This window comes from Micromonospora sp. S-DT3-3-22 (assembly GCF_015354745.1).
Taxonomy (GTDB): Bacteria; Actinomycetota; Actinomycetes; order Mycobacteriales; family Micromonosporaceae; genus Micromonospora; species Micromonospora wenchangensis.
Genome location: NZ_JACGMO010000002.1, coordinates 89,821 through 107,374 on the forward strand (window position 1 = coordinate 89,821; position 17,554 = coordinate 107,374).

Consider the following 17,554-nt stretch of genomic DNA (forward strand, 5'->3'; position numbering starts at 1 on the left):
GCCGCCGCTGTCGCCGTCGTCATGGTGACGGCACTCGCGCAGGTGCCCGAAAGTGAAGCGTCGGCGGCCTGGCGACAGCCCACGCCGAAGGACGTCACCGGGGTGGCCGTCAAGCCGCTCAAGCACACGGTGCGCCCGTCCTGGACCGCCGGTGGGCGCGAGGTCGGCGCGGTCGGCCCGGTCACCTGGCCTGTCGGCGACGAGACGGTGGAGTTGTCACCCGCCGGTGCACGGAGCATCGCCGCCGCCAGAACCCGAGCGGGGAAGCTGCCGGTCTGGGTGTCGTCCGGCGCAGTGTCGGGGCCGGCGACCCAGGGGACCCTGCGCCGCGATGCCACCCCGGTGACCCGCGCGCGAGTCGAGATCGCGAACCGGGCGCTCACTGGGGAGGCGGGCGTCTCAGGGCTGTTGATGAAGGTGTCCCGGGCGGATGGTTCGTCGCAGGACGGCCTCGTCACCATCGAGGTCAACTATGCCCAGTTCGCTGCGGCGTACGGCGGGGACTGGGCCTCCCGGCTGCGCCTGACGCGGTTGGCCGACGGGCGATCCCTTAACAGCCGCAACAACCTGAAGACCCGTACCGTGACGGCAGCGGTGCCCGTCTCCGGAAACGGATCGGCGAGCCTGATCGCCCTCGCCGGCGGTGCGTCCGGCGACAACGGTGACTACTCGGCCACCAGCCTGTCGCCTGCGGCGACGTGGCAGGTGACGGCACAGACCGGTGCCTTCTCCTGGTCTTACGCCCTCAACGATCCGCCAGCGGTAGGTGGCCCCCAGCCCGGCCTGAGCATGTCCTACTCCTCGGGAGCGGTGGACGGCCTTTCGGCGAGCACCAACACCCAGGGCTCCTGGGTGGGTGACGGATGGGACCTGTGGCCGGGGTTCATCGAGCGGAAGTACAAGGCGTGCGTGGACGACAAGGACACCATGCGGGGCGGGGAACCCAACAACAAGACCAGCTACGGCGGTGACCTGTGCTGGTACAAGCCGGAGGGCAATGCCACCATCTCGCTCAACGGCCGCGCCGTGGAGTTGGCGAAGTCGTCCGGGAACACCTGGAAGGGTGTCTCCGACGACGGCACGAAGATCGAGTTGCTGACGGACACCAGCCTCGGCAACGGTGACGCCGACGGCGAGTACTGGAAGGCCACCAAGCCCGACGGCACCCAGTACTACTTCGGCCGTAACTACGGCCCCGGAGGCTCCTCGGGCAGCACCGCCACGAAGTCCACGTGGACGGTGCCGGTGTACGGCAACCATCCCGACGAGCCCGGCTACACCGCGGGTGACTTCGGTGCCTCCCGCACCACCCAGGCCTGGCGGTGGAACCTCGACTACGTCGTCGACCGGCGCGGCAACACCATGACCTACTTCTACGACCGGGAGGACGGCGCCTACGGCCGGGAGGGCGACAAGGCCAAGCGCACCACCTACCACCGGGGCGGTTGGCTGACCCGCATCGAGTACGGCAACCGCAGCACCGCGCCCGCCACCGTCCGCCCCGCCGCGCGCATCGTCTTCGACACCGCCGACCGGTGTGCCAGCAACTGCTGGAACGACGGTGACCCGGTCAAGGCGTCCTGGCCGGACACCCCGTGGGACCAGTACTGCAAGACCGCCCCCTGCACCGACCAGTTGTCGCCCACGTTCTGGACGGCGAAGCGCCTGGCCACCGTCCGCGCCCAGGTCTACTCCGGCACCGGCGACACCTACCAGGACGTCACCACCTGGACGTTGCGGCACACCTACCTGCAGGCCGGCGACAACGAAGGCAAGCCGATGTGGCTCGCCGGGGTGACCCGCACCGGGAAGGTCACCACCGCCGGTGGCGCCGAGACCAGCGACCCCGAGATCGTCTTCGACCCGGGCACCGAACCCCTTCCCAACCGGGTCGACGCGATGGCCGACGGCCGGTCCAACCTGTTCCGCTCCCGCATCAACACCATCACCACCGAAACCGGCGCACAGATCGCGGTCACCTACTCCGCACCGGAGTGCGTCCGTAGCGCCCTGCCGACGGCGCACAGCAACACGAAACGCTGCTACCCCCAGTACTACGGCCCGAAGGGCGAGGAACCGACCCTCGACTGGTTCCACAAGTACCGCGTCGACCGCGTCGACGTGTACGACAACACCGGCGGCTTCGCCCACCAGCAGACCAACTACGACTACCTCGACACCCCGGCCTGGCACTACGACGACTCCGAACTGGTCGACGAGAAGAAGCGCACCTGGGGGGAGTTCCGCGGCTACGGCAAGGTCCGGGTCCGCACCGGTCTCGAATCCGGAGTCCAGACCGCCACAGAGTTCCTCTACTTCCGCGGCATGGACGAGGACAAACAACCCGCCTCGACAGGGGAGAAGCCGCCCACCGGCTCCCGTGACGTGTGGATCACCGACTCGCAGAACGTCCGCGTCGAGGACCACGAGGCGTACGCGGGCATGATCCGCGAGGAAACGACCCTGCTCGGTGCCGGTGGCGGTTGGATCTCCGGAACGATCACCACCCCGTCGAAGCAGGGCCCCACCGCGACCTTCGGCAACCTCAAGGCCTGGATGGTCAACAGCGAGACCGTCCGCAACCGGACCAAGCTCGCCAACGGCACCACCCGCTGGACCAAGACGGTGACCACCGTCAACAGCGATAACCTGCCCACCTCGATCGACGATCAGGGCGACGAGAACAACCCTGCCGACGACACCTGTACCCGTACCTGGTACGCCCGGAACCAGAGCCTCTGGATCCTGAACCTGCCGAAGAGGACGGAGATGGTGGGCGTCGCCTGCGCCGCCACCGCCACCCTCCCGGCCGACCTGTTGTCCGCGTTCCGTACCACCTACGACGCCACCGACAAGAACTGGGACACCTACCTCCCCGTCGCCGGCAATGTCGCCAAGGTGGAGGAGATCGACACCTGGAGCGGCACCACCCCGACCTGGATCACCACCGGCACGTACAAGTACGACGTCGTCGGGAGGGTCCGCGAAAGCACCGACGCCCTCGGTCGACTGACCAAGATCGGCATCACGCCGGACGTCACCGGACCCGTCACCGCAATCACGACGACCAACCCGCTCAACCAGAGCAGCACCACCACCTACTCCACCGCCTGGCAGAAGCCGGTCACCGTCACCGACGCCAACGGCATCCGCACCGACCTCACCTACGACGGGCTGGGACGTCTGCTCAAGGCGTGGCTTCCCGGCCGCTCCAAGACCGCCAATCCCACCTCACCCAGCGTCGAGCACATCTACCAGGTGCGGAACACCGCCGCGACAGCCGTCACCACCAAGACCCTGCTGCCGTCGAACACCACCTACAACACCTCCATCACCCTCTACGACGGGCTGCTGCGCCCCCGGCAGGTGCAGCAGCAGACCCTCGGCGGCGGACGGATCCTCACCGACACCGTCTACGACTCCCGTGGACTGCTCGACTGGTCCACCGCCCCCTACTACGACAAGACCAACACGCCGCCGAACACCACCGTCTACGGCGGTGCCGGCACCCCGGCCGTCCCCGCGCTGACCCAGAACGTCTATGACGGCGCCGGACGCCTCACCGACGCCATCTTCAAGGTCGGCGTCAACGAGACCCTCAACGAGAAGTGGCGTACCACCACCAGGTACGAGGGCGAGAAGACCACGGTCATCCCACCCAAGGGCGGTATCGCCACCGCCACCATCACCGATGCCCGCGGGAGAACCGTCACCCTGCGGCAGTACAAGGACCGCGCCGACGCCGGCAGTGACACTGCCACCACCTTCGACGCCTCCCAGTACCGCTACACCGATCGCGGTGAGCTCTTCTCACTGACCGACCCGGCCGGCAACGTCTGGCGGTACGAGTACGACCAGCGCGGTCGCAAGAAGCGCGAAGAGGACCCGGACCGCGGCGTCACCACCTTCTCCTACGACGACGCCAGCCAGCTGATCAGCACGACCGACAGCCGTACCAAGACCCTTGTCTACGGCTATGACGACCTCGGCCGCAAGACGAGCCTCCGCGAGAACACCACCACCGGCCCCCTGCGCGCCGAGTGGACCTACGACACGCTGCCCAACGGCATCGGGCACCTCACCAGCAGCAAGCGCTACGAACCGGCTGGCACCACCAACGCCTACGTCACCGAGACCACCCAACTCGACAGCGCGGGCCGGCCGACCGAGAACCGCCTCACCATTCCGGCCGTCGACAGCAGCCTGTGCCAGTCCGGCACCCTGACCCCGTGCACCTACACCTGGACCAGTACCTACCGCGACAACGGCACCGTGGCCACCGCCGAGCAACCCGCTGCCGCCGGCCTGCCCAAGGAGAAGCTCAGCTACCTCTACAACGAGGTCGGTCTACTCCAGGGCATCCTGGGTGGGGGCCAGATCTACCTCTACGACACGGTCTACAACAAACTCGGCCAGCTCACCCAGCAGATCAGTGGCCCGTACGGCAAGCGGACCTGGACCACCAACATCATCGACGAGAACACCGGCCGTACCACCAACACCAACGCCATCCCCGAACTCAGATCGGACGTGTTCAACTTCGGCTACGAGTACGACAACGCCGGTAACGTCGAGAAGATCGCCGACCGGCCCGCCGGCGGCACCGCCGACACCCAGTGCTACAGCTACGACGGACTGCGCCGTCTGGAAAACGCGTGGACGCCCGCCAACGGCGACTGCGCGGTCAGCCAACGCCTGAACACCAACCTCGGCGGCCCCTCTCCGTACTGGCACGCCTACACCTACTACCCCGGCACCGACAACCGTCAGACCGAGTGGATATCCAAGACCACACAACTCGGTCCCACCGCCAAGACCTCCATCCGCACCTACGCCTATCTCGGCCAGCCCGGGGTGACCGGCAGCCACCCTCATGCGGTCAACACGGTCAAGACCACCCTCGAACTAACCGGTGCCACGGTGAAGACCGAGACCTTCGGCTACGACGAGACGGGCAACACCAGTTCCCGGCTCGGCCCCAACGGCACCCAGACCCTCACCTGGGACCACGAAGGAAAGCTCTTCGCCTCCGCCGACAACACGGGCACCACCAGCTATGTCTACGACGCCGACGGCAACCGCCTCATTCGCCGCGACTCCGCTGGCGCCACCCTCTACCTCCCCGGTGGCACCGAGGTCCGTAAACCCACCAGCAGCCCCGCCACCGCGACCCGCTACTACAGCGGCGCGCAGGGTGTCATCGCCGTCCGTAGCTCCGCTGGCAGTCTCGACTGGCTCGTCAGCGACCACCACGGCACCGCCGAAGCGGCCATCAGCAACATCGATCTCAGCGCCACCCGCCGTCGCAGCACGCCCTTCGGCTCTCCTCGTGGCACCACGCCGTCCACCTGGCCGGTCGCTATGGACAAGGGCTTCCTCGGCGGCACCGTCGACGACACCGGGCTCACTCATCTCGGTGCCCGAGAGTACGACCCACAACTCGGGAAGTTCATCTCCGTCGACCCCGTCATGGACCAGGGCGATCCGCAGCAGTGGAACGGCTACGCGTACTCCCACAACAACCCCGCCACCTTCAGCGACCCCACCGGGCTCATCGACTCCGACTGCGCCGTGATCGCCGGCGGCTGCCCCGACTACCACCCCGGAAACGAGCCAGCCAACCAGCAGGTCAAGGGATCGAGCGGCAACCCGTGCTGGCCAGCGAAGTGCAGCCCTCAGGGCAACGGCGGTCAGGACCCGTTCAATCCGAAAACCTGGACCGAGCAGATGCCGGACGGCCGGAAGGTGCCGAGTAAGGGTTACGTAACGCTCCAGGTCTGGGCCCAGCTTCTGTACGGTGCCAACGGCACCGGCACACACGTGTCGAACCTGAACGCCATGGAACTGGCCAAGGCCCGTCGCGATGTCTTCTGCTACAACTTCTCCGAAATCTGCAAGAAGCAGCTCGACGACTCCATCGCCGCGCAGAATAAGTTCCTGGGCGACCTGCTCGGCATTACCGACGCCGTCGACTGTGTCCACGGCAGCGTCTCCGCCTGCGCCTGGACCGTCATCGGGTTCGTGCCGATCGGAAAACTCAAGGCGGCCGGCACCATTGGTAAGGCGCTCTATAAATCGGGAAAGACGCTCTGCAGCTTCGGTGGCGAGACGCAGGTCCTCATGGCCGACGGATCGTCCAAGCCCATCAGCGACGTGCGGGTGGGGGACAAGGTCCTGGCGACCGATCCAGAAACGGGCGAAACGAGTGCGAGACCGGTCACCCATACCTGGATCCATGAAGATGGACTGCGGGAGCTGAAAGTCGGCGGATCGACGGTCGCCACGACTGAGGACCACCCCTTCTGGGTCGCCTCAGAGAAGCGCTGGCTCGGCGCTGGCAAGATCAAAATGGGTCAGAAGCTGTCCTCGACGGAGGGTCGCGAAGTCGCAAGCGACGGGGTTGCGGCAGCTCCAACGCGTCTCGACATCGCCTACAACCTCACCGTCGGTGAGATAGACACGTACTATGTCTTCGCCGGCAATACTCCGATCTTGGTGCACAACTGCGGTGAAACGATCAAAGCCGGAGATCTCGAAGGTCTGTTTACTCCCGGTCAGTTGACTCGCGACCCCGCCTCGCAGTGGTATCACGAGATGCTTGAAAATGACGACCTTCTGGGTGGAATTAACAGTGCTGAACATGGTGACGGGATCTTGGTGTCGAGAGACGGGCTCATTCTCGGCGGACATCACAGGTTGGATGAGGTGATCAGGCGTGTGAAAGACGGCCGCTTGGATCCCGACACGCCGATTACGATCCAACGCCACCCATGCTCATGCGACTGAATCGGATTAGGATATTAGGCATTTTGCATATCTGATTTCCCGAACGCATCGTCGAGATTTTTGGTGAGAGGATTTGTAAGTCTGATGTCGATGGTGAGACAACAAGACCCGGATTTTCGCGTGTGCTGCGTCAGCTTCGATTCATTGCTGGAGATACAGCGGGACGCGGAGGGGAGGGGATTCGCCGCTAGGTGGACGTCGCTCGATGCTCTTCGTGCTCAGGTGAAGGAGGCGAATGTCCTGATTTCACCACTTATGCGGGAGTTTAGGGGTGGTCAGATCCGTGCTTACCGATGTGCCGTCCTTTTCTCTGTGGTCAGTGGAGGGGGTGGGGGCGGATTAGCAACTATCGATATCTCCCCAGAGAAGTTCGATTTATTGGCGCGGTTGGATAGGGATCTGGATGTGAGAGAGGCTCTGGCAAGCGTGTTCACACTCGCTCTGGGCGGAATTTCTGCCGTATCCAAGAACTAAAGGATGTCTCGTAACTCCGTCGGTGGTCCATGGTGGATCATGTCTGGGTGCAGGTGATCAGTGCGGCTCGCCCGGAGTGGATCGTCCCGTTCACCGGGCTGCAGCCCGCCCAGTTCCGCAGACTGGTCAGGCTGGCCGCCGAGCGTGGCGGAGAAGCCATCGCTGACGGCCGGCCGGGCCGGCAGTGGTTTCTCGACCTCGCCGACCGAGTGCTGCTGGTAGCCGCGTACTGGCGCACGAACCTGACGATGCGGCAAATCGGCCCCCTGTTCGGGGTGTCGCACTCCGCCGTGCACCGGGTCATCTACGCCCTCGGCTCCCTGCTCGCCCTCACCCCAGGGGGCGCCGTTCCACTTCCTCGATGGCGTCAGGGCTGCCGTGGCCAAGGTGCAGGAGCTTGCGGGTGACCGTGTTGTTGAAGTCGCCGCTGTGACGTCGAGGGCCAGGTGTTGGCCGCGGCCCTGTTCGACCCGCGTCGCCGTCCCGGCTGGATCTTGCACGCGGTCGTGCCCGGTCGTGGTGCGGCGCGTACGTGGGCGCGTTCGCCCTGTCTGCCGACGAGGCTCAGGAACTCGACGGGCCCGGAACTGGTCGCGCCGAACCAGTGCGGCGTGCGGGTGTCGAACTCGGCGGCCTCCCCGGCGTGCAGGATGAGGTCGTCGTCGCCGAGGACCAGGCGCAGGGTGCCGTTGAGGACGTAGACCCAGTCGTACCTCTCTCGGATGACAACGGCCTGACACGGCCGGCCGGTCGTCCGCGCGGCGGTGCAGGTCCGGGGCCGGTCACCACCCGGGAACCACTGGTGTACGCGGATCGCGGCGGCGGTGAACGCCACCGTCGGACCCGACGTGCCCCCGCTGCCGGACCGGCAGCGGGGGCACGTCGGGTGACCGCCTACCGGGTCACGGCAGGGTCCACTTCTGGTTGGCGGCGGACAGGCAGGTCCAGAGGTGGACGGCCTGCCCGTCGGTGGCGCTGTTGTTGGACACGTCGAGGCATTTGCCGGACTGGGGGTTGCGCAGGGTGCCGTCGGTCTGGGCGGACCAGTTCTGGGCGCCGCTGCCGTTGCACGTCCACAGTTGGATCTTCGTGCCGTCGGCGGAGCCGCCGCCGGAGATGTCCAGGCATTTGCCCAGTGCCTTCACCGTGCTGATCGGGGTGACCGACCAGGTCTGCGCTGCGGAACCGTTGCAGGTCCAGATCTGGATCTGGGTACCGTCGGTGGTCGCCGCGTTGCGGACGTCGAGGCACTTGCCGCCGAGCCCGACGATCGGCCCGGTACCCGGGGTGCCGGGGGTGCCGCCGCCCCGGACCAGGGTGAAGTCGTCCACGTCGAACAGGCCGGTCCCGGAGCCGGTGAAGGTCAGGTACACGGTCTGCGTACCGGTGGGCACCCCGGCCAGGGTGGTGCTGACGTCGGCGTACGTGGTCCAGCTTCCGGTGTTGGGCACCGCCACCTGGCCGAGCAGCGGGCCGGTGGACGAGCCGGTCCGGATACCGATGGTGCCGCCCGAACCACCGGAGACCACCCGGGCCCGCACCGAGGTGACCCCGGTCAGGTCGAGACCCGCGTACGCGGCCCAGTCGCCCGGGTCGACGTAGCCGAGGGTCTGCCCGCCGTTGGCCCCGGCCTTGGTGAACGCGCTGACCCCGTTGGCCGAGCTGAACGCTTCGGCCTGCACGGTGGTGGTGCCGCCCGGGGTACCGCCCAGTTCCTTGATCCGGACGTTGCGGAACGACACGTCGTCGCCCGTACCGTGGTTCTGGAGCCCGACGTGGCCGGCGAGCGAGCGGGCCGGGTCGGTGTTGGTGAAGTCGTTGATCTTCCGCCCGTTGAGGAAGACCTGGAGACGTTCCCCCTCGACCAGCAGTTCGTAGGTGTTCCACTCTCCCGGCGGGTTCAGGGCGGCGTCCCGGGCGGCCAGGTCGGCGGACTGGAAGGTGTAGACCGCGCCGGTGGTGCGGTCGGCGGCGTCGGTGGCGTCGATCTGGATCTCGTACCCGTTGTCCACCGCCGACCAGGGGTCGGTCGATGGTGGGAAGCCGATGAAGACGCCCGAGTTGTCGTCGCCGGCCATCCGCCAGTCCAGCTTCAGCGAGTAGTTGGTGAACTGCTTGGCGCTGTACCAGTACAGACCCATGCCGCCGACGGAGGTGAGGGTGGCGTCGGCGTTGCCGAAGCTGCCCGGACCTGCCTGCGACCAGCCGGTCGTGGACCCGTTGTAGAGGTTGACGTAGCCGGTCTCCGGGCGGCAGTCGGCCTTCGCCCGACCGGCCGCGTACCGGATGCCGCCGAGCAGGTGGCTGCGGAACGCCGCCTCCGTGTACGACCCCTGGGTGTGCCCCAGGCCGGTGTAGAACGACCGGCCGGAGTTGACCGTCTTGCACCAGGAGATCGGATGGTCACCGCCCATCGAGCCGCCCGAGTACGACGACTCGTCCAGGGTGGCGAGGACCCGGGCGCCCGCGCGCGGGTTGGTCTGGTAGTTGTACCACTCGTCGGTGCGGGTCCAGGTCTGCGGCAGGTGCCCGGTGGCCGGGTGCGCCCGGTTCTCGACGCGGACGTTCGCCTGCTGGATGGCCGGGTGTGAGGCGAAGTAGCCACCCACCAGGCTGCCGTAGTACGACCAGCCGTACTCGGTGTCGGCGGCGGCGTGGACGCCGACGTACCCGCCGCCGCCGTTGACGTACGACTCGAAGGCGGACTGCTGTGCGGCGTCCAGGACGTCACCGGTGGTGTTGAGGAAGACCACCGCCTCGTACTGGGCCAGGTTCGCGGTGGTGAACCGGGACGCGTCCTCGGTCGCGGTCACGGTGAAACTGTTCGCCGTGCCGAGTTCCCGGATCGCCTGGATACCGACGGCGATCGAGTCGTGCCGGAACCCTGCGGTCTTGGAGAACACCAGCACGTCGTACGGGGCGTCGGCCGCACCGGCCGGCGTCGGGACGGCGAGAACTGCGGCGGCGGCGGTCACCGCGCCGAGGACGGATCGAAGGAGTCTGCGCATGTCACTCTCCCGAACGGGTGGAGGAGGGTGCCGGGTGCCCCGCTTGCCGGGTCACGGCAGGGTCCACTTCTGGTTGGTGGCGGCCAGGCAGGTCCAGAGGTGGACGGCCTGGCCGTCGGTGGCGCTGTTGTTGGACACGTCGAGGCATTTGCCGGACTGGGGGTTGCGCAGGGTGCCGTCGGTCTGGGCGGACCAGTTCTGTGCGCCGCTGCCGTTGCACGTCCAGAGTTGGATCTTCGTGCCGTCGGCGGTGCCGCCGCCGGAGATGTCCAGGCATTTGCCCAGTGCCTTGACGGTGCTGTTCGGGGTGACCGACCAGGTCTGCGCGGCGGTGCCGTTGCAGGTCCAGATCTGGATCTGGGTGCCGTCGGCGGTGGCCGCGTTGCGGACGTCCAGGCACTTGCCGCCGAGCCCGACGATCGGCCCGGTGCCGGAGGAGGCGCCGCCGGTGACGAACGTGAACGTGTCGAGGTCGAACAGCGCCCCGGTGCCCCCGGCGAAGGTGAGGTAGAGCGTGCCGGTGCTGGCCGGCGCGCCGGAGATGGCGCCGGTGACGGTGGTGAAGGTCTCCCAGCCGCCGGTGACCGGGACGGTCGCCTGGCCCAGCACGGTGCCGGTGGGCGAACCCGTCCGCACCTGGAGGGTGCCGCCGACGCCGTTGGAGGAGACCCGGGCGCTGAACGAGGTGGCCCTGTCGAGCCGGTACGGCTCGAACGCGATCCAGTCGCCGTTGTCGATGCTGCCGACGGTCCGGCCGCCCTCGGCCGTGGCCTTGTCGTAGAGGGTCACCCCCGAGGAGGTCTTGAGGTGCTCGGCCTGGCGCTTGCGCGGCTGGAGGGTGTGCTGCTGGTGGGTGGTCAGCCCACCGGCGTCGGTGTACTCGGCGTCGAAGATCGCGAAGATGTTCGCCGCGTCGTCGTGCTCACCGTCGACCGGGATGGTGATCGAGCCGGAGCAGCCGTTCTTCGAGGTGATCTGGTGGCCGTGCTGGTCGTGGCCGAGCACGTAGGTCATCTTGACCTTGGTGCAGTCGACCGTGCCGTCCTCGGGGTCGGTGACGGTGATGCTGAACGGCACCGTGTCGCCGTAGGAGAAGAGCGAGCCGTTCGCCGGGCCGGTGATGGTGACGGTCGGGGCGGTGTTGCCGACGCCGATCTGCACGCTGGCGGTACCGGTCGCGCCCTGCGGGTCCCGGACGGTCAGGGTGACGTTGTAGGTGCCGTTGGCGGTGAACGTCTTGCTGGGGTTGGCCGCCGTGGAGGTGGTGCCGTCACCGAACGCCCACGAGTAGGTCAGCGCCCCGCCCTCCGGGTCCGACGACCCGGCCGACGAGAAGTTCACCGTCAGCGGTGCCGCCCCGGAGGTCCGGTCGGCGGTGGCGGCGGCGGTCGGCGCCCGGTTGCCACCGGCGACGTAGTCGTACCGGTACAGCGCCGAGTTGGCGTCACCGTTGAAGTAGCCGGTGCCGTAGTCGAGGACGTACAGCGCGCCGTCCGGGCCGAACGCGGAGTCCATCACCTGCTTGCCGTTCCAGGGGAACGACGCGTCGATGGTGCCCCGGGAGCCGTCGGCGTTCACGTGGATGGGCTTGATCCAGCCCCGGCCCAGTTCGGCGGCGAAGAACTGGCCGTCGAAGGACTGCGGGAACTTCGTGGTGGACGGGTTCGACGCGCTGTAGCGGTAGACCGGACCGGCCATCGGCGACTCGGAGCCGCCACCGAACTCCGCCGGGGTGCCGGCGTCACCGGCGTACCGGATCCAGGCCGGTTGCGCCCCGGGCAGGGTGGGCAGGCCGGTGTTGCGGAACGAGTTGTTGGTCGGCCCACCGGTGCAGTTGTACTTGGCACCCGCGGTGCCGGCGGCGAAGTCCCACTCCGCGTACGTCTCGGCGGCGGTGTTGGTGCCGGTGCAGTACGGCCAGCCGTAGTTGCCCGGCCCGGTCACCCGGTTGAACTCGACCTGCCCGCTGGGGCCGCGCGTGCCGGTGGTGCCGGCGTCCGGGCCGTAGTCGCCGACGTAGACCACCCCGGTGGCCCTGTCCACGCTCATCCGGAACGGGTTGCGGAACCCCATCGCGTAGATCTCCGGACGGGTCCGCGCGGTGCCCGGGGCGAACATGTTCCCGGCCGGGACGGAGTAGCTGCCGTCCGCGTTCACCTTGATCCGCAGGATCTTGCCGCGCAGGTCGTTGGTGTTGGCCGCGCTGCGCTGCGCGTCGTAGGCGGGGTTACGGTTGGTCCGCTCGTCGATCGGCGAATAGCCGGCGGAGTCGAACGGGTTGCTGTCGTCGCCTGTCGACAGGTACAGGTTCCCGGACGCGTCGAAGTCGATGTCCCCGCCGACGTGGCAGCAGATGCCCCGGTCGGCCGGCACGTCCAGGATGTTGACCTGGCTGGACGTGTTCAGCGTCCAGTTGGCGTTGAGGGTGAACCGGGACAGCCGGTTCACGCCCTGCCAGGCGGAGAAGTCCGTGCCGGTGGCCGGGGCGTCCCCGGCGGGGGTGGACAGCGGTGGGGCGTAGTACAGGTAGACGTGCCGGTTGGTGGTGAAGTTCGGGTCCACCCCGACGCCCTGCAGGCCCTCCTCGTCGTGGGTGTAGACGGGGATCGTGCCCACCACGGTGGTGGTGCCGGCGGCGTCGGTGCGCCGCAGCGTGCCGTTGCGGGCGGTGTGCAGCACCGACCGGTCGGGCAGCACCGCGATGGTCATGGGCTCGCCGACCTCGGGTTCCCCCTTGGCCAGGGTGACCTGCTGGAAGTCGGTGGGGTTGATGGTGTGGGCCTGGGCGGGGGTCGGGCTGCCCAGGGCGACCAGCCCGGCGGCGGCCACCAGGAGTAGTGCGGAGCTGACCGACGCCGTTCGCCGGCCGAACGCGCCATCGTGTGAGGACACTGGCTGTCCGTCCCTTCCTGACGTTCGAATGCCAGGGCGGGGCGCGCGCCGTCGCGCCGGATGCCGTAGCGGGGGAGGGGGTCGATGGTTCACCGCGCCGCCGGTTCACCTCGCCGAAACACTTTCGTGATGGCGAAGACATTAAGCTGTTTCGATCCCTCTGTCCATACCTTCTGTTGAACCAGGGCAGACTTTCGCTCGAACCACGAAAAGTCCCGCCGTTGCGGCGCGGGCCGAGACGACGGGAACGGTCTCGTGTTGGTGTCCGATGCGGTCAGACTCCGGCAAGGGTGAGTAGTCGGTCCATGTCGGCGAAGGGCAGGGCCGCTGCGGCGGCTGCCCCCGCCACGTGCTCGTCCGGATCGGCGAGCAGGGCACGACGTACGTGGACCGGAAGACGGGGATGCCCGGCAACGGCTCGGCGGACTGTGCTGTCGGGGTCGGTGGCCAGCTGTTCGGCTGTCTCGACGGGAAGGTCCGGGTCCCGGGGCGCCAGGCATCGCATCCGTGGGTCCGGGTCGCTGCCGAGGCGGCGGAGGGTCTGCGGTGGGAGCGTGAGCAGGTCGGCGGGGCGCCAGGCTGTCTTCTTGTCGGGTCGGAAGCCGCGGTCGATGCGTTCGGCTGTCGTCGGGTCGACGAGGTGTGGCGCGTGGGTGGCCATCGTGGTCCGTACGCCGCTGTCCTGGTCGTCGAGCAGTCGGATGACGGCATCGGTGGGCAGCGTCCGGTTCCGTGCCGCGGAGCGTCGGAAGCAGGTGTACGGCGAGGTCACGTACGGCAGCGGGTTGGCGGTGACCCAGTCCAGGCGCAGGTGGCGTAGCTCGGCGACGGCCAGGTGGTCCTCGAGGTGCTGGTGCAGCGCAGCGTCGTCGAGTTCGTCCGGTAGGTCGGTCAGCGGGATCCGGCCCTGCTGGATGTCGGTGTAGATGCGGTGGCGTGCCGGTTCGGCGGTGTCCTGACGGCCGAAGACACCGACACGGACGTTCGCGCTGGGATCTTCGGCGAGCAGGTCCCGTACCGACGGGGGCAGCTGCGGGTGCTCGGCGACCTGGCGGCGCACCTGGTAGTCGGGGTCGCCAGCGAGCCGTGCGGCCAGTTCCGGGGTCAGGACGGCGTGGCGTACGGCCCCGGCGCGGGTGACCGGGTCGGCAAGGAGACCTGCGACGAGGTCGGGTGGTGGCGTCGGGTGGGGCAGCCGCGCGTAGTAGGTCGAGCAGGCGGCGGCGCGTACCTCGTCGACGGGGTCGGTGAGCAGGGCCCGTCGGACCGCCTCGGGGGCCGGTGTCCACCACCGTGCGAGGGCGGCCCGGACCGTCGAGTCCGGGTCCCGCGCGAGCCGGGCGAGCAGATCGGCCGGTAGATCGTCGCGTTCGGCGAGATAGTTCCTCACCTGTGGGTCCGGATCGTCGAGGAGTCGTTCGTACAGCTCGCGGGGTGCGTCCTGGGCGCCCACGGCCAGGGCGGCCCGGATGGCGGGATCGGGGTGGGCGGTCAGCCGCATCCGGGCAGCGTGCGGGAGATGGCGGTTGAGCGCGAGTGAGTGCAGCAGCCAGTGATGGTCCGAGGCGAGGATTTCCTCGATCATGTCCGGTGTCAGGTCCGCGCGCATGGCGACGTGGCCGTGGCCGCGCCGGTAGCGCATCAGTCGGCGGATCAACCCGGCCGGCAGTGCCGGGTTCTCGGCGAGACCGTCGAGCACCTGTGTGAGGTGGACCGGCGTCGGAGGGTCCACAGCCATGCGCTGCTCCTCTCGGCATACGGACACCGCCACGAGTCTGGCACGTGCAGGACAGGTAGAACTGCCGCAGATCGTCGGGTACCTATCACCGTGCTGCCCCTCGGTGCCACCTGCCGGCGACGCTCCGATGTCACGCGCGGCGGGTGTGGGCCATGCCATGTTTCGCCCCGGGGGAGAGGGGCATCTTCCGGCGGCGACCCGTGCGGGCCGCGCGTCACACTGATGGAGGTGCCCCGATGACCGTCGGTCGTCCGGAGACGTTGCCCGTGGTCCACGGCGGATCGGGTCGTGCCGGCCGGCTGCGGTCCGGGAGACCGTCCCGGACGGCGGGAACCCGGTCGTGACCCCCGGAGGCGACGACCCGGGGACGGCGTTCCGGTCGGCCGTACACGCCGGGCTGCTCGACCTGCCGTTGCCCGGCGGCGGACGGACCCGTGACCGCTTCCTGCGGTTCGTCGAGCTCGGCCGCGCCGACCTGACGCTGGCCCGGCTGGGGGAGGGGCACGCCGACGCCCTGGCGATCCTCGCCGAACTCGGCGTGCCGGTCGATCCCGACTGGTGCCGTGAGCCGTGGGGTGTCTGGGCGGCCGTGCCGGCGTCGGTCACCGCGACCCGGGAGGGCGACCGGTGGCGGCTGACCGGTGACCGGCCCTGGTGCTCCGGGGCGGGTCTGCTGTCCCGGGCCCTGGTCACCGCGACCGCCGACGACGGCGTGCGGCTGTTCGCGGTCGAGGTCGACGCGGCCGGGGTCACCGCGTTGCCCGACACCTGGCCGGCCGTCGGGATGGCCGCCAGCGACACCCGTACCGTCAGCTTCGACGGCGTGACCGGCGTTGCGGTGGGCGGGCCCGGCAGCTACACGGCACGGCCGGGTTTCTGGCACGGCGGGCTGGGGGTGGCGGCGTGCTGGTACGGCGGGGCGGTCGGGGTCGCCGACACCCTGTACGACGCGGCGCGGCACCGCCGTCTCAGCCCGCACGCCCTGGCGCACCTCGGGGCGGTCGACGCGGCCCTGACCGCCGCCCGGACCGTCCTGTCCGCCGCCGCCGACGAGATCGACGCGAACCCCACCGGGGACGCGGACCGGTTGGCGCACCAGGTACGGGCCACCGTCGAGGCGGCCGCCACCACCGTGGTCGACCGGGTCGGTCGGGCGTTGGGGGCGGGCCCGTTGTGTCAGGACGCCCACCATGCCCGCCGGGTCGCCGATCTGACGGTGTATCTGCGGCAGAGCCACGCGGAGGCGGACCTGGCCCATCTCGGTGAACTGGTGGCGGCGGTCGGGGACCCCGGATGGTGAGGCCGATCGTCGACGCGGGCACCGACGAGAGCATCTGGCGCGCGTGGCCGGCACCGGCGGGCTGGCCCGTACTGGTGCTCGATGATCGGGTGCGGACGGTGCCGCCGCTGGTCGTGGCCCCACATCCCGATGACGAGGTGCTCGGGGTGGGCGGTCTGGTCGCGATGCTCGCCGGCGGCGTCGAGATCGCGGTGGTCACCGACGGGGAGGCCTCGCATCCGGACTCCACGGTCCACCCGCGGGCGGCGCTGGCCGCGATCCGGCGGGCCGAGACGGTCACGGCCTGCGGGCTGCTCGGGGTCGCCCCCGCCGCCATCGAGCATCTGGGGCATCCCGACGGCGGTGTCGTCGAGGCGGCACTCGTCGAGGCGTTGACCGGCCGGCTGACGCCGGGGCGGTGGTGTGTCACGACGTGGCGCGGCGACGGACACCCGGACCACGAGGCGGTGGGGCGGGCGGCCGAGGTCGCCTGCCGGCGTACGGGCGCGATCCTGCTGGAGTTCCCGGTGTGGACGTGGCACTGGGCCCGGCCGGACCATCCCGACGTGCCGTGGCACCGTGCGCGCCGGGTCGACCTGACGGGGCCGGCCCGATCGGCCAAGCTGGCGGCGGTCGACGCCTTCCGTAGCCAGGTGCTGCCGCTGGGGCCGGCACCTGCCGACGCCGCGATCCTGCCCCCGAACGTTCTCGCCCGCTTCGCGCGCCCCTACGAGACGGTGTTCGTGCCATGACCTCAGGCGGCACCCCGGCCGGGTACTTCGACGACATGTACGCCGGGGCGGAGGACCCGTGGAGTTTCGCCACCCGCTGGTACGACCAGCGTAAGCACGAGGTGACGGTGGCGTGTCTGCCGCGTCGGCGGTACCGGTCGGCATTCGAGCCGGGCTGTTCGACCGGGATGCTCACCCGCCGCCTCGCCCCACGGTGCGACCGGCTGCTGGCGGTCGACCTCGCCGCCGCTCCGGTGGCGAGCGCCCGGCGGCGGCTGGCGGAGCAGCCACACGTCCGGGTGGAACGGATGCGTGTCCCCGACGAGTGGCCGGCCGTGGCGGACGACCGGTTCGACCTGATCGTGCTCTCCGAGTTGGGCTACTACTTCGACGACGCCGGGTTGGATCTGCTGGTGGCCCGTACGGTGGACTCGCTCGAACCCGGCGGCACGCTGGTGGCCGTGCACTGGCGGCCGGCGGTGGCCGAGCACGCCCGTGGTGGCGACGACGTACACCGGCTGCTCGCCGGCGTGGACGGCCTGGCGCGGACGGTACGGCACGAGGAGGCGGACTTCCTCCTCGACGTGTTCCTGCGGGTGCCGCCGCCGGCCAGGTCCGTCGCCCAGGCCGACGGCCTGTGGTGAAC

Annotated in this window: 7 protein-coding genes and 2 pseudogenes; 5 read left to right on the forward strand and 4 right to left on the reverse strand. The window is 69.1% G+C overall.

The window, feature by feature from the left end:
* The first annotated feature begins 42 nt into the window (after positions 1-42).
* Both H1A17_RS00935 and H1A17_RS00940 read left to right on the forward strand, forming a co-directional pair.
* On the forward strand, positions 43-6,786 hold the full coding sequence (locus tag H1A17_RS00935; protein ID WP_194820773.1) for an RHS repeat-associated core domain-containing protein: 6,744 nt from the start codon (positions 43-45) through the stop codon (positions 6,784-6,786).
* A 521-nt stretch (positions 6,787-7,307) separates the two neighbouring features.
* A pseudogene (locus tag H1A17_RS00940) lies at positions 7,308-7,598 on the forward strand (transposase family protein); the annotation flags it as partial.
* Positions 7,599-7,627: 29 nt separating this feature from the next.
* Here the strand turns inward: H1A17_RS00940 and H1A17_RS35760 are convergent.
* The 4 genes and pseudogenes from H1A17_RS35760 to H1A17_RS00965 form a co-directional block, all read right to left on the reverse strand.
* A pseudogene (locus H1A17_RS35760) lies at positions 7,628-7,978 on the reverse strand (cupin domain-containing protein); the annotation flags it as partial.
* 184 nt (positions 7,979-8,162) lie between these two features.
* Entirely contained in the window at positions 8,163-10,268 is a 2,106-nt protein-coding gene (locus tag H1A17_RS00955) for a ThuA domain-containing protein (RefSeq protein ID WP_194820774.1), read from the reverse strand.
* Positions 10,269-10,319: 51 nt separating this feature from the next.
* Positions 10,320-13,160: a PQQ-dependent sugar dehydrogenase gene (locus tag H1A17_RS00960; protein WP_194820775.1), complete on the reverse strand. Its 2,841-nt coding sequence runs from the start codon at positions 13,158-13,160 to the stop codon at positions 10,320-10,322.
* Between the two features lie 274 nt (positions 13,161-13,434).
* Complete coding sequence (locus H1A17_RS00965; RefSeq protein WP_194820776.1) at positions 13,435-14,898, reverse strand: hypothetical protein; 1,464 nt, start codon at positions 14,896-14,898, stop codon at positions 13,435-13,437.
* 340 nt (positions 14,899-15,238) lie between these two features.
* Here H1A17_RS00965 and H1A17_RS00970 point away from each other — a divergent pair, with 340 nt between their 5' ends.
* The 3 genes from H1A17_RS00970 to H1A17_RS00980 are packed head-to-tail and all read left to right on the forward strand — an operon-like array spanning position 15,239 to position 17,552.
* Positions 15,239-16,198 (forward strand): acyl-CoA dehydrogenase family protein, encoded by a 960-nt coding sequence (locus tag H1A17_RS00970; RefSeq protein ID WP_194820777.1) that lies wholly within the window; start codon positions 15,239-15,241, stop codon positions 16,196-16,198.
* Complete coding sequence (locus tag H1A17_RS00975; RefSeq protein ID WP_194820778.1) at positions 16,192-16,929, forward strand: PIG-L deacetylase family protein; 738 nt, start codon at positions 16,192-16,194, stop codon at positions 16,927-16,929. The genes H1A17_RS00970 and H1A17_RS00975 overlap by 7 nt, the downstream gene beginning before the upstream one ends.
* Positions 16,926-17,552: a class I SAM-dependent methyltransferase gene (locus H1A17_RS00980; protein WP_194820779.1), complete on the forward strand. Its 627-nt coding sequence runs from the start codon at positions 16,926-16,928 to the stop codon at positions 17,550-17,552. The genes H1A17_RS00975 and H1A17_RS00980 overlap by 4 nt, the downstream gene beginning before the upstream one ends.
* Positions 17,553-17,554: the final 2 nt, after the last annotated feature.

Excerpts from the sequence above, each read along its gene's own strand:
- H1A17_RS00955 (WP_194820774.1), bottom strand. The coding sequence starts at position 10,268 with ATGCGCAGACTCCTTCGATCCGTCCTCGGCGCGGTGACCGCCGCCGCC.
- H1A17_RS00965 (WP_194820776.1), bottom strand. The coding sequence starts at position 14,898 with ATGGCTGTGGACCCTCCGACGCCGGTCCACCTCACACAGGTGCTCGAC.
- H1A17_RS00975 (WP_194820778.1), top strand. The coding sequence starts at position 16,192 with ATGGTGAGGCCGATCGTCGACGCGGGCACCGACGAGAGCATCTGGCGC.
- H1A17_RS00980 (WP_194820779.1), top strand. The coding sequence starts at position 16,926 with ATGACCTCAGGCGGCACCCCGGCCGGGTACTTCGACGACATGTACGCC.